Source organism: Cohnella soli (assembly GCF_042655525.1).
GTDB classification, from domain to species: domain Bacteria; phylum Bacillota; class Bacilli; order Paenibacillales; family Paenibacillaceae; genus Cohnella; species Cohnella soli.
Window position 1 is genome coordinate 30,491 of the sequence record NZ_JBHSMI010000026.1, and the last position, 14,188, is coordinate 44,678.

The window sequence follows — 14,188 nt, forward strand, 5'->3', positions numbered from 1 at the left end:
CGATTAAGTTATCCTTTCAACGCTCCCAAAGTCGCGCCTTCCATCACCCTGCGCTGCAGTAAAATATAGATCAGCACAAGCGGAACCATCGTAATCATAAGTCCGGCGAACAAAGTGACCCAATCCGCCTTGTAATTCATGATTTGGCTGGCCTGATACATCGCGACGCCAATCGTATACTTATTCGCATCGCTTAAATAAATAAAAGGTCCCAAGAAGTTGTTATACAAGCCAAGAAATTTGAATATCGCCACCGTTACAATACCGGCAGTCGACAAAGGCAAGATGATACGGAAGAAGGTCTGGAAGATAGACGCCCCATCAATATATGCGCTCTCCTCGATTTCCTTCGGAAGCGATTGCATAAATCCGCCCAGCATCATTAAGAAGAAAGCACTTTCGCTAAAGCTATCAAGGACAATAAGCCCTGTGAGACTATTCGTTAAGTGCAGATCCCGCATAAGGACATACTGGGGTACCAGTGCGTTAATGCCGGGCAGAAAAAGGGACATCATGATGATCGCCCACATTAGCTTTCTCCCTCTGAACTTCATGCGAGTCAATACATAAGCGTTAATGGCCGTCAGGAATGTCCCGATCGCCAGCGTGACTCCGACATAATAAATCGTATTGATCATGGATTTACCGATGCGGTATTCATTCCATGCATCTGCATAGTTGCCCCAGTGTAATTTGCCGGGCAGCCTCCATACATCCTGGAAAAATTGCTGATTGGTCTTCAATGATTCGTAGAACACCCAAACCAAAGGAAACAAAATAGACAAGGACCAGAGCAGAAGAATCACGTTCCACATGAGGTCGGCTACCGTTCTTTTTTCTTTCACTGCTTCCACTCCTAAAACTCGGCATCCCGATTCGCCGTAAATTTATCAATAATCAGCTTGGCCAACACGAGTATGACGAACAAAAACATACCGATCGCCGATGCATAGCCATAATCATGACTTCCCTTGCCGAAAGCGATATTGAACATGTACAGTCCGATCACATCCGTCGAACCGGATGGCCCGCCGTTTGTTAAGATCAGAACGTTCTCGAACCCTTTGATCATACTTAACATGAGAAAAATAGCAGAAACACGAATAATCGGCATGATGAGCGGAAACGTAATTTGTACTAACCGGACTCTATGGCTGGCTCCTTCGATAATCGCCGCTTCATACAACGACTTCGGAATGGCGCTCATCGCGTTGAGGAAAACAACGAAGTAGAAACCGACTGATGCCCAAACAATAGGCGGAATGACCGCCCAAAAGGCAGTTCCTTTCTCGCCAAGCCAATAGAAGCTGCCAGTATCTATGCCGATCAATTGCAAACCGGCATTTAACAATCCGAAGGACCCATCGTATACAAATGCCCATAACAAAGATACGGCGACAATAGAAAGCACATTGGGAAAGAAAAACAATAATTTATAGATTGAACTGAACAGATAGCCTTTATTGACCAGAATATAAGCAAGAACCATCGAAATCAGAATGACCAGAGGTGGAGCTGCAAGCGTATATACCAAGTTGTGCCATAACGCTCTCCATACATATTGGTCCTCAAACATCGTCATATAATTTTGTATTCCGACAAATACAGGTTGTCGAATGCCATTCCAATTAAGCAGCGAATAGTAAATAGAGAGTATATTCGGATATAACGTAAACAAAAGATATCCACCGAACGCTGGGGTCGTTGCCGACAAAATAAACAGCCACTTCTGAAAAACAACCTTATTCTGCCAACGGTGATTAGAGCGTCCGGTACTTACAGCAGGTACAGGCACTTTTTCCAATCGGTCTCGCTCCTTTTATAATCACGAAGCGCTGATAGCTTCAGCGCTTCGTGACGTTATCCTGTAGGGTGAACATTTATTTATGCGCTGCGATTGCCTTCTCCAACAAACTCTCGGCTTCTTGCAGTTTCGCTGTCGGATCCAGCTTACCTGAAGCTACATCGTTCAGCATGTCTGTGACGATCGTATTTGCTTTATCGACGTTAATATCGGTCAACGTGTTGTTGCGCGAACTGCTCGCACCTTTTACCGTATTATTCTTCATGTACTCCATAATGGCTTTAGGTGCATCCTGCAGCTTCTCGACAAGTGCCGCATCATTCATGAAATCGTTACGCACGGGCAGCGAACCCGCTTTCTCCGCAAAACGCTGCTGTACATCCAGATTCCACATCCAGGCAATAAACTCTTTCGCCCATTTCTTGTTCAATTCCGGTTTGGCCGACCAGATATAGTAGCCACCCTGTACATAACTCATATGATATTTGGCATCAGACGGGTTATCTCCCATTGGCGGCAACATGAATCCCCATACAAATCCGTCGGGAATAGATTCTTTCATTTCGTTCTGTACCCATTCCCCGGTTGAAGCTAATGCAGCTTGACCTTGCAGCAGTTGCATCTGCGACTGCGTATGCGTCAATGCGGCTACACCGTTCGGGAACGATTTCTTCTGACCGAGCTCATAGATCCGCTTGTATAACAACTTACTTTCAGGAGTGGTATAGAAAGGCGCTTTATAATTTCTGTACAAATCATCGAATTTCTCCAGATCTCCGTTGATCTCCGCCAATTCGTATTGCTGTGCCAGACCGAAGCTGAAACCCAGGTAACCCGGATATTTGCCCGGATAGGTGATTGGGATCAGTCCCGCTGCTTTAATCGTGTCAACAAGCGCCACGAACTCGTTCCACGTTTGCGGATTTTGGTTCCAGCCCTTTTCCTCAAACAGTTTTTTGTTATAGAAGAGACCGGTTACACTTTGCCCCGTTGGCAACGCGTACATTTTTCCCGAAATCCTCCCCGCCCCTTCATATACACCGGATTGAAGCTCCTTTAATGTCTTCTCGCTGTCATACGCTTTATGGTCCCACAGGTCGTCCTCCGCCTCGATTTTCCCTGCTTCCGCCAGACTGACGTGTATACCCTCACCCGCAATTGACGTTGAGAAAATGTCGAACATGTCCTCATCATTGTTGGCTGCGATTTTCGTTGCTGTAATCGTTTCGATTGTCGGCGAATACGTGACATCAAATTCAACATTCGGAAACTTCTTCTTGAACGTTTCCATTGCATAATCGATCCATTCTCTGCCGCTTCCATTTTCCCAATAAGCAAACTTTAGTTTTACTTTCTCGTCTTTGGGCAGACCGTTCTCCGGGTACACATTGGCTTCGCTGGACTCGTTGCTTGCGCTCGGTTCTATGCTTGCCGCAGGGAAGCTTTCTTTGTTATTGGAAGCTCCTGAATTTGAGTTGTTGCCTGCACAGGCCGCGAGCATACTCACCAACATTAAACAAATGACTACCAATCTCCAATCTCTTATTGCTCCCAATCTCGAACCTCTTGCTTTCGTACGCATGCTTATACCCCCTGAAATATTTGATTGCCTTACCCTTCCCAAAGCTATCACCTCAGTCTAAACCGGTATATAGACCATTGTCTCCGGATAGATAAAAGGATACAAAATGCCCATTTACCGCCGATAGACGAAAAGTCCGCAATAGACAATTTCTCCCCACAGCGCATAAATGATAAAAAAAGGAGCCTTGCCGCATGCGCAAGACTCATCATAAACTGTTTTTCTTCCGGTATTGCCCCGGCGTCTCGCCGGTATGCTTCTTGAACACACGTATGAACGTCAACGATTGATCGTACCCGACTGAACGGCCGATATCCTGAATCGTCTCGTCCGTATCGATCAGAAGGTGCGCCGATTTCTCCATCCGGACGTTGGATACGTAGTCGATGAATTTCATCCCGAAGGCTTCCCGGAATAAGCGGCTTAAATATTTGGGATTCAGCCCGAACTCGTCGCTAAGATGGGTAAGCGATAAATCGGGATTACCGAAATGATCTTCGATATACTTCTTTACTTGATGCATGAGTTGATGCGACGATTTGCTCTCGCGAAGCTTGTTGAACCTAGCGAAGGCGTCGTGCAGAATCCGGTGGAACGCCTCGTGGACTTCTTCCCGCGTTTCTTCTTCCAGGGCTGACAGCAGCGCCGAATGCACATCCCGGTTCCAAATGTCGTTCCATTCCTCCGTCGACTCAGCCATTTCCTTCTGCAAATAGCCGATTAGCACCTGCATCAGACTGGCGAGGTCGTCCCGGGTGTAAAGCCGATTGCTCAGCGTATGAAACATCTCTTGATAGTACGATTCCCACTTGTCGTCGCCGGTACGGAAGGATTGGCTGATGTACCGAAAATATTGCAACTGGGTGAACATTTCGCCTTTCGGTTTTTCCAAAATGTGATCGCGAGTGATGAGCCTGTTCGTGCCCAAGGATGATTTGTACCCTACGGCGTTGACCGCTTCCCGGAACGACTCCGCCGTAAGCTCCAGCTCGCGAATCAGCCGGCCGATTCCGACGGTGATGGTGAAATCCAGGTTGCTCGCCACCCAATCCCTCAACTTCTCGCAGCAATCCAACACTTCCGGATCGCCTTCGTTATGGTGGAAGAGAAACAGAACGCCCATTTTGGAATGGGATATCCATTCCGTCCAGACGGTGAACGGCTTATTCTCGACGAGCTCTTTGACTGATGCCCCCAGGATATATTTCAGTAAATGCTGGTCGCTCCCGTACTGGGCGACGAACTCGGCGTAATGGTCGATTTCGACGATGGCGACGATCGAGCCCGTTACGGGCTTGGAGATGCCAAGCCGGGCCAGTTCCTCTTCGAGATAGTGGCCGAAGTTGGCCGTGGAGCTCGTATCTTCCATGAGACTGAGAAACAGATGCCTTCTGTGATAAACCGACAATTCCTTATGCTGCTCCTGCAGCGCGCTCGTTTCGTCCAGCAGTTCTTCGATGGTCGCTTCAATGAGCTTGAACTCGTCCGCCCCCTCGGCCTTCGCCGCCTGGGGGGACGGTTTGCGCGCGCCCGAGATGAGGTTGATCAACGTTTGGACAGGCTTGTACTGACGGCGCGAAACGTAAATAATCCAAGCGAAGCCGGCAATGACGATGGCCGCTGCGATCGCTATCCACAGGTAGAACAAGGACGACACGAACTCCAGTATGCCGCCGTCCCGGTTGCCGCTGGATACGACCCAACCCGTCTGTTCCGACACGGCAGACGACAGGACTTTGCCCGGACCCGGTGCATGCGCCTGATCCGCCTTTTCCTCTTCAGTCGAAAGGATGGGGTTGCCGTTGCCGTCCGCGAGATGGACGAACGTCGTTTGCTTGTCGGCCATGCTCGCGATCCATTCGGACACAGACTCGATCCGGACGTTTACGATCAGGAAGCTCAAATTCTTTAGGTTCGCATTCTTGGCGAGGCTGATGACCCGTTTGTCCGCTTGCCCCGCTCCGGCCGACGGAATACTTCTGGCCGTCCATTGATATGGGCCGCGGCTGTTCAAGGTTAATCCGATGTATTTCTTGTCCGCGAATGGATTCAGTTTGGTCAGCGTCGAAGGCGTGAGCACCGTCGCATCCGGGGTCCGGTACAAATAAATGGAATCGATGGCCGGATTGTTCTGGATCAGTTCCTTCAGCGCCCCCGCAGCCGAAATATCCGCGTAGTTCCTGCTTTCCCTTGGATTGTCTACGAAGAATTGGATGATTTTGTCGTTATTCAAGATTTCATAGAGCAGCAAGGAATCGATGCCTTGCAGCTTGTTGTCGATCAACTTCGCGATATTGTGCGAAAGCGCCTGATTCGCTTTGACGGAAGCCTTCTTGGACATTTCACCCAAAGTCAAATAAGTCATCATTAAGAGGCTTAAGCTGATAATAAAAAAGACCGGCAAATAGGAGAGTAATAATCGGTTAAACCAGTTCGTCTTCATCTGTTCTCCTCGACTTTCTGCAAAGCAGCGAAAATAAATTTCGCCAAACCAAGTGTGAAAGCGTGTACTTTTTTCTGAAAATAAATTACCATAATTAAATCATACCCGCCTTATTTTCAGCAACCACCCGTTTTGGAGTGAAGATGATGATACGCAAACGCATGCTCATGATCATGGCTCTGCTCATGATTGCAAGTCTATTCGTTCTCGTCCGTATTTTGTTTGGCTATTTTCAAAAGGGTGATCAAGGGGACTCCACCGCTCAAGACGAACTGCAGCTACGTCTTAAGTTGTTCGTCCCCGCCCCGAACAACGTAAAATTACCGGATGCCACGGACGATTTCATTCGCCAAACGATTGAAAATAAATTCAATGTTCGTCTGGACGTGACCTATATGGTGCCAGGTACCGACTATAACGCTGCGATCGAGGCAGCGCTGCTGGCGAACGATCCTCCCGACATGTGGATCGACGGTACGAACGACGGCGCCTCCAAGCTGGCGTTAAGCGGCGTATTGGCCGATATGACGCCCTACATTTCACCGCTCACGATGCCGAATTATTACAAATACTGGATCAGCGATAAAGAATTAAAGCAATTTCAAATTCATAACCGGTTCTACCGGGCGCCGCTCCCTTACGACAAGAATGCCTACCGAAGCTACTACATCCGGAAGGATTGGCTGGACCGTCTCGGATTGGATATTCCTCGCACATACAGCGAGTATTTGAAAGTTCTGCGCGCCTTTACATTCGATGATCCCGACGGTAACGGCGTCCGGGATACTTATGGATTCACAACTTCCGGCAATAGCTCCAGCTTGTCGACCGACTGGCCGGAATATGCCAAGAACGGCCTTGTCTATCCTGCGTACATGAATAATAATACGCTAGTCGATATGGAATCCGATCTGCGAGTCGGCCAGGTCGTCGACGATATACTCAAGGTGATCGATCAAGGCGTGGTCGATCCCGATTGGTTTCTCAATCAAGGCACGGAGCATATCGATAAAGCGATTCAAGGAAAAGTCGGAATCGTTCTCGGACAATCCGCAGATTTCGCTCTGGACGCGAATCCCGCCAGCATTCAATCGCTTAGTCGGGCAATCAATCCGCACGCGAATTGGGTACCATTCAATCCGCTCGGCAACGAGCCGTTAAGAGCGGGCATTTCGTCGGACGCTCCGTTTGTATTCTCGAAGCTGACTGGCGACTCTCACCCGGAGAAATTGAAGAAAATCGTTGAAATTCTGGACTGGCTTGCCGGCGAGGAAGGTTTCTTGTTGACCCATTACGGTCTGGAAAAGAAACAGTATGAGCGAAGCGGCAACAATATTAAGTTGCTTGCGGTATCCGACGATGAGGTAGTTCGTCACAATTTTATGAAAATATGGAGCTTCTTCACGCCGGACAGTCCCAGCGTGCTTGGCTTGCAAGTTATCAATCCGCGCTTGACGGAGCGGGATAAAGAGATTAAAACATTTTTGGCCGCGCTCCCGGTCAAGCCGAAGCTCGGCGTCGCCCTGGCGCCTCCGATCGGTATCGATGTCGGCGCATTTCGGGCTCGCCAGAACGAACTGCAGGTCAAGATGCTGTTCTCGGACAAATCGGGCAAAATGTGGCCGACCTATTACGAAGAAATTATGACCAAGTATGACGGCGATCAAATTATTATAAACTTCGAAAAGCAAGTCCGCTCCGCCCAAAGCACCACAACAAAATAATTACTTACTGTGTTTCGTGGATATGTCATTTGACAATCACAAAGATACAGATGACGTGTTTCTTTCGGATGTTAAACATAAAAAATACTCCCCACACGGCAACAGGTTATTATTATTTCACCTGTCTACCGTATGGGGAGCATATCAGGCCCGATCTCGGAGCCGTTGGGATTTAATCAAACGTTTCCCTGCGTTTTCACAGGACGTACGCCGGAAGCTAGCGATAGGACTTGATGAATTGCACCGCGTTAGCAATGTCGGTTTTCGGGTTATCGCCGACCTCGCGTTCGATCGTTAAATAGCCTTCGTATCCGATATCCGCGAGCGCCGCGAAATAATCGTCGAACTTGACGTTGCCTTCGCCGAGCGGCACTTCGCGAAAGGCCTGTCCGAAGGCTGCGTCTTCGGCAATCTCCTCATGGGACATGCCTTTATGCCCGAGAAAGCCGTAGACGGATATCGGATCCACGAAGTCGCGAAGCTTGAGACCGTCTTTGGCGTGGGTATGCACAATATAATTTTGAAGCGTATAGACCCCTTGAACCGGATCGTTTCCCGTTACCATGACGAAGTTCGCCGGATCGTAATTGACCGCCACTCCTTTGGAGCCGAGCTTGTCCAGAAACGTCTTAAGATGCAAGGCGGTTTCCGGGCCGGTCTCGATCGCGAAGTGCGCATTCCTCTCCGAGGCGTAATCGGCAAGCTCCTTGCATGCTTCCAGCATCGGCCGATAATAAGGATGCGATTCGTCCGGTATAATACCGACGTGCGTCGTCACGATATTCGTGCCGAGATCCAGCGCCAGATCGAGAATCCGCTTTGACTTCTCGACTTTGGCCGGATTGGCGGCGGCATCCTGAAAGCCATGACCGCCGAGGTCTCCGCAAAGTGCGGCGATTTCCATCCCCAACGAATCGATGTAGGCTTTAAGCTCCTTCCGGTCCGCAGCTGACAGGCGGTCCGGGTCCATTTCTCCGCTCACCGCATAAATCTGCACGCCCTCCGCTCCGACTTCAGCGGCCAGCTTCAACCCTTCGCGCACGCCGACGCCGAAGCTGTCGACGATAACGCCGATCTTATTCCGAAGTTTCATCGTCTACACCTCCCCAAAGCGGACCTCTTTGCCGGTCTCCGCAGACTCGTAGATGCCGCATAATATTTTCATCATCTCCACTCCGTCTTCCACGGGACTAAGCGTCTCGACACGGCCCAGACACGAATCAACGAAATGATTGATCTCGTTCGCGAAGCCTTTAATCGCGTCGAAACCCGCATTGTCCACCTGAGGAGAGATGTTCAGGATCGTGTCATGCTTCTCGCTGATGAGCAGAAGCTCGGGTTCGAGCTCCGCTCCCCCTTTTTCCCCATAAATTTTGGCCGTGATCTCGTCCTCTTTGGCATGGAGAGAAAAGCTGACGTCCACGTAAAGGGAAGCGCCGTTCTCGAAGCGGATGAACGCATTCGCCAGATCTTCGACGTTGTTTTTATCCGGATCGTAATCCGACGACTTGTAGTAAGACAGGTTGCGCACGTTGGCGCGATTGCCTAGTTTCTTGTAAGCATTGCCGCTCACCGATTGAACCTTTGGCCTCCCCATCAAATACCAGCACAGATCTATAACGTGTACACCCAAGTCGATCAGCGGGCCTCCTCCAGAGCGCTTGGCGTCGGAGAACCAACCGCCGGGATTGCCTAATCTACGCAGACAAGAAGCTCTTGCATAATACACTTCTCCGATTTCCCCGGCTTCGATAAATTGCTTCACGACTTTCGTGTTGCTGCCGTATCGGCGCACGAATCCGACCTGAAGCACGCGATCGCTGGCGCGCACTGCCTTCTCTACCTCCAGCGCCTCTTCGACGGTAATGCATAACGGCTTTTCGACCAGCACGTGCTTACCGGCCTGGATTGCGGCAATAGCGATCGGAGCGTGAAAGCTGTTCGGGGTGCAGATGCTGACAGCATCCAGCTGAGGATCGTTTAACATCTCGCGAAAATCCGTATAAATTTGGCTTACGCCGTAGGCTTCCGCTTTCTGGGCGGCCCGCTCCTGCACGAGATCGCAAATGGCGTACAACTCGACCTCGGGATTGGCGGCATAGGATTGCATATGAACATTCGCGATCCCCCCCGTGCCTATGATACCGACTTTAAGTTTAGACATGATCGGTCCTTCCCTTCCTTACCTTATTGAATGGATACGCCTCGACGGCTTGTTCATCATCAGAATCGTAACAGGCTGGAACGACGGCGTCTTTAACCTTTGCGGCTAATCCGTTGTTCCTTTTATGCGATTTTCGATCATTCGCCGATAATCGGTCGGGGCTGCTCGGGCATTAACCGCTGCTCCTCGCCATTTTGCAATGTTGACTGGGCAACGCTCGGCCCTAACGGACTCCTGAGCCCTTATTTGCCTCAAAACAGCTTTTCTGCGCGCTAACGGACCTGAACGAACTTATTTGCGGGTTTGAGGGGGTTTGTCCCCCAAAAATGCGAAATAAGGTCATCCAGGTCCGTTAGATTTTTAATAGAACTATTTTGAGCATTTAGCGTCACCTGAGTCCGTTAGCCGGCCAACGGGACAGGAGCGATGTTGTATTAACGTTCCAGAAGAGAATTCATGACCTGAACAATTTTTTGTTTCGATACCGGCTCATTATGTCCTACTACGCAAATGTCAAAATCAAACCCTTCAATCGCTGTCATTAATGAACGCAATTTATCTTTATCCAAGTAGCAATTATTATAATAATCCACTCCAACAGCATCGCCGATAAATAATACTCTTTCTTGAGGTACATAGATGCAAACTGAATCTTCACTGTGCGGAGAGGCTACATGATGCACCTCAGCAACAATACCTCCTAAATCGATTTCCATATATCCGTCGAAGATGATATCGGATGTCACTACCCGTATTTCCGAGAGCGATGGATACTCTGTACGAATACAAGTATCTGCAAATTCAATCTCAGTCCCATCCGCCACTCTCTCTTTCATGGCAGAATCTGTCCATTCCCATTTCGCAAGTTCCGCTAACTTATCATTCGTCTTTTGGAGGGCGATCGTAACCCCTTCCACTGCATGCATCCCGAAGGTGTGATCCCAATGCCAATGCGTAATCGCAATGATCTCCGGTTTTCTGAACCCTGCATGACTTACCGCTTCATAAAAACATTCCACATGGTTTTTAGAATTGCCCGAGTCCACCATTAAAGAACGCTTTTGACCACTTATATATCCAAGAACTGGCCTATCGGTCTCTTTATTAAACATCGTATAAAAAACACGATCTGTTAGCCGCCTCAACTCCATAAAATAAATCCTCCTGCCTATTTATGTCTGAGCCCCAATCATACCATATAGGAAGCAGCTTAAAAAAATCGCTCCCCGGCAAGCCAGGGAGCGTCGTCAGATTATTGCGGACTAGAACTTTGATGAAATTATGCCCGGCTTGTTACAGGATTGGCGAGATCAGCCTGGACACCGATTCCTTGACACGGATCCATCTGGACCGCCGTGCGTAACTCTCGAGTGTGAGCTCTTCGGATACACGGATATCCTGCCTGAAAGCGTCGGCCAGTTTTTTCGAAATGCCGGCGTCGTACAGAAAAGCGTTCACTTCGAAGTTCAGCTTAAAGCTTCTCACGTCCATATTCGCGGTGCCGACGGAAGCGATCTCTTCGTCGACAACGATGGTCTTGGCATGAATGAATCCGTTACGGTATAAGTAGACGGAGACGCCGGACTTCAACATTTCCCCGATATTGGACATCGTGGCCCAATAAATGAACGGATGATCCGGCTTGTCCGGAATCATGACGACCACTTCCACGCCCGACAACGCCGCGATCTGCAGGGCGTCGGTAAAACCGGCGTCGGGAACGAAATACGGTGTTTGGATGAGAATCGACTTGCGGGCGACGGAAATCATTTTGACGTATCCGTTCTTAATATGTTCGAGTTTCGACTCCGGTCCGCTGGAGACGATCTGTACCCCCGCCGTTCCAACGGTCTCGGGCTCGGGGAACAACTCGGAACGGTACCGGATATCCTCCTGGCGCGAAGCCTGATTCCAATCCAGGATAAACCGGGTTTGCATCGCTTGAACGGCGCCGCCTTGAATCCTCAAGTGCGTATCCCGCCAATATCCGAACTTCGGATCCAAGCCCAAGTATTCGTTACCGACGTTAAACCCGCCCACGTAGCCGATTTTCCCGTCGATGACGACGAGCTTTCGATGGTTCCGGTAATTGAGCCGAAAATTAATCAAGCGGAATTGGGACGGGAAGAACGCCTCGGCGACCCCGCCCGCGTCGCGCAGCTCTTTCAGAAAACTCGGTGTCACCCGTCTCGAACCTAGTTCGTCGTACAACAATCGTACGCTTACTCCGTCGCGCGCCTTGTCCGCCAAAGCTTTGATCAGCTTTCTCCCTAGCTCGTCCCTTTGGACGATGTAATACTGAACGTGAATATGGTCCTTTGCATCCGCTATGTCCCTGAACAAGCACTCGAACTTCCGTTTGCCGTCCAGCAGCAGTTCGACCTCGTTGTTCTCGCTAAGAACGGCATGGCTGGCGTTCAGGTTTAAGGTCACCAAATCCAGATTGCCTTTGGCCGCCGGATTAACGACGACCGCTCTCCCATCCGAGAGTACCCAGGCCAATTGCTCCTCCGCTTCCTCTTCGCTGCCGATCCGGTCGATGTCCTTCCATTCGAACAGATGAAGCCGCCTGTAATTTTGCGCGAACAACAAGTACAGGACAAAGCCCAGCAAAGGAATAAAATAAAGCACGAACAGCCACGCCCAAGTCGAGCCAATATCCCTTCTCTCCCGGAAAACGACGAAGGTAGCCAACAGAATATTCAAAAAAAGAATCAACCCAAGAAACAGGGAAACCATGTTCATGTCCTATCCTCCCAAAACGTGGCGGCGACTTGTTCAATATATTATGGCTCTAATCAACACTCGTTCGCAATCGTGAGATTCCTAGGAGTACCGCTCCAAATTCACTGTATGCCAAAATGGACACCGTTTTCCACAGTGTCCATTTTAGCTGATACGAAATCGTTGGACGCAGTATCTCCAGGCTAGAGGTGCCTTGCACGCTCGAGTTAAATGCGTTTGACGCAGTATCTCCGGTCTTGTGGTGCCTTGCAAGCTCGAGTTAATCCGTTTGGCGCAGCATCTCCGGGCTAGTGGTGCCTTACGCGCTCGATTTAATGCGTTTGGCGCAGTCTCTCCGGGTGGCAACCCGTGGCCCCGGGAAAATCTAGAGCGCGAGCACAAAAACAAGACTGCTTTGAAATTAACTTCAAAGCAGCCCTGCCTGCGTTCCTTTTACTTGCCCTTTTGCGCCAACATTTTCAGCAGTACCGTTACCGACTCTGCTCTTGTCGCTTTATTGCCCGGAGCAAATGTGTTCGCACCTTTACCATCGATAATACTCAGCTTTTTCATGGCCCCGACTGCACCTTTCGCCCAGTACGGAATGTCTTTGTCATCCGTGAAGCCTGTTGCCGTTGCCGCTTCGACTGACAGCCCCAGCGCTTTAGCGATCATCACTGCCATCTCTGAACGTGTAATTTCGGCGTCCGGTCGGAAAGTACTGTCTTTATAGCCTGTAAGAATGCCCGCTTGTACCGCTTGCGCGACCGATTTCTGCGCCCATGTTGCGATCTTTCCTTTATCGGTAAACGTCAGCTCGGCTCCGTCCGCTTGCGGCTTGAGCGTATTCATCAACATAACTGCAAATTCCGCTCGCGTTACAGTACGGTTCGGATTAAACGTACCGTCCGGATAGCCGCCGACGATCCCGAAGCTTACCGCTTGCTTAATGGCTGCTTCCGCCCAGTGTCCGGAAATATCGCTGAAGTCGATAACCGGTTTCGGAGCTGCTTCTTTACTTACTGCAAATACCGCAAATTTCGTGAAATGGTTGACCTCTACCGTAATCTTCCCATCCTTGATCGTTCCGCCGGCAACCTTCACCCATTCCTTCTTCACTTCATCGAAATAGAATACGGCAACCGTTTGGCTGTCATCCAATTTCGATGGATCGAAAGCAAACGTCATCGTGACAGGTTTGCTAAAGTTGCCCGAGACATTTTTCAAAATCTCGAAAACTTGGCTGACGAGTTTATTTTGATTGGTTAGGAGAGGCTGCGTATTCGCCACTGCGTCTATCGATATTTTCAGTTCTTCGTTCGATGCGCCTGCCGGAATCGATATCGTTACCAACTGGTTCAAGCTAACCACCCCCATGCCACCTTTTGGAACCGTTATGTTCCCATTCGTAGAGGTAACAGGAGCTATTGGCGTTGAAGCACCGCTACTGCCGCTGCCGCCAGATGGAGGTGTAACGGTGGTTGGTACATGCGCTGGCACCGTTACCGCAATCGATCCTGTATCTGCAGTCGCGCTATTCGATGTTCTTGTAATGGTGAACACCAGATTGACGCTCGTGGCCGTTGCCGGCGGCGTAATCGTTCCGTTGATTCCAATAACGGCTGTGTTACTCGAAGATTTAATCGTAATCGTGTAGCCGCTAGGTACGGTTGGCAGCGTCAAGCTCGTCGCATCCGCGACCGGCGCGGTTACAGTCGTAATGTCCGCGGCAATCTCCGCGGCCGTT

General features: G+C 49.8%; 10 protein-coding genes. 1 reads left to right on the forward strand and 9 read right to left on the reverse strand.

Going from position 1 to position 14,188, the window contains the following annotated elements; translation table 11 throughout:
* Positions 1–8: 8 nt before the first annotated feature.
* From ACFPOF_RS16230 to ACFPOF_RS16245, 4 genes are all read right to left on the reverse strand, one after another.
* The gene (locus ACFPOF_RS16230) at positions 9–845 is read right to left on the reverse strand and encodes a carbohydrate ABC transporter permease (RefSeq protein WP_378134470.1); all 837 of its coding nucleotides are present in this window, start codon (positions 843–845) and stop codon (positions 9–11) included.
* Between the two features lie 11 nt (positions 846–856).
* Complete coding sequence (locus tag ACFPOF_RS16235; protein ID WP_378134543.1) at positions 857–1,795, reverse strand: carbohydrate ABC transporter permease; 939 nt, start codon at positions 1,793–1,795, stop codon at positions 857–859.
* 85 nt (positions 1,796–1,880) lie between these two features.
* Positions 1,881–3,386: an extracellular solute-binding protein gene (locus ACFPOF_RS16240; protein ID WP_378134472.1), complete on the reverse strand. Its 1,506-nt coding sequence runs from the start codon at positions 3,384–3,386 to the stop codon at positions 1,881–1,883.
* A 208-nt stretch (positions 3,387–3,594) separates the two neighbouring features.
* Positions 3,595–5,829 (reverse strand): helix-turn-helix domain-containing protein, encoded by a 2,235-nt coding sequence (locus ACFPOF_RS16245; protein ID WP_378134474.1) that lies wholly within the window; start codon positions 5,827–5,829, stop codon positions 3,595–3,597.
* A gap of 143 nt (positions 5,830–5,972) precedes the next feature.
* On the opposite strand from ACFPOF_RS16245, the gene ACFPOF_RS16250 reads away from it, so the two are divergent.
* Complete coding sequence (locus ACFPOF_RS16250; protein WP_378134476.1) at positions 5,973–7,553, forward strand: extracellular solute-binding protein; 1,581 nt, start codon at positions 5,973–5,975, stop codon at positions 7,551–7,553.
* 217 nt (positions 7,554–7,770) lie between these two features.
* Here the strand turns inward: ACFPOF_RS16250 and ACFPOF_RS16255 are convergent, their stop codons facing one another.
* From ACFPOF_RS16255 to ACFPOF_RS16275, 5 genes are all read right to left on the reverse strand, one after another.
* A complete protein-coding gene (locus tag ACFPOF_RS16255; RefSeq protein ID WP_378134478.1) occupies positions 7,771–8,646 on the reverse strand; it encodes a sugar phosphate isomerase/epimerase family protein in 876 nt (291 codons plus the stop codon).
* A 3-nt stretch (positions 8,647–8,649) separates the two neighbouring features.
* Positions 8,650–9,717: a Gfo/Idh/MocA family protein gene (locus tag ACFPOF_RS16260; RefSeq protein WP_378134480.1), complete on the reverse strand. Its 1,068-nt coding sequence runs from the start codon at positions 9,715–9,717 to the stop codon at positions 8,650–8,652.
* Positions 9,718–10,151: 434 nt separating this feature from the next.
* Positions 10,152–10,868: an MBL fold metallo-hydrolase gene (locus ACFPOF_RS16265; protein WP_378134482.1), complete on the reverse strand. Its 717-nt coding sequence runs from the start codon at positions 10,866–10,868 to the stop codon at positions 10,152–10,154.
* 142 nt (positions 10,869–11,010) lie between these two features.
* A complete protein-coding gene (gene cls / locus ACFPOF_RS16270; protein WP_378134484.1) occupies positions 11,011–12,462 on the reverse strand; it encodes a cardiolipin synthase in 1,452 nt (483 codons plus the stop codon).
* Positions 12,463–12,894: 432 nt separating this feature from the next.
* The coding region (locus ACFPOF_RS16275) for an S-layer homology domain-containing protein (protein WP_378134486.1) at positions 12,895–14,188 on the reverse strand (1,294 nt) is incomplete at its 5' end.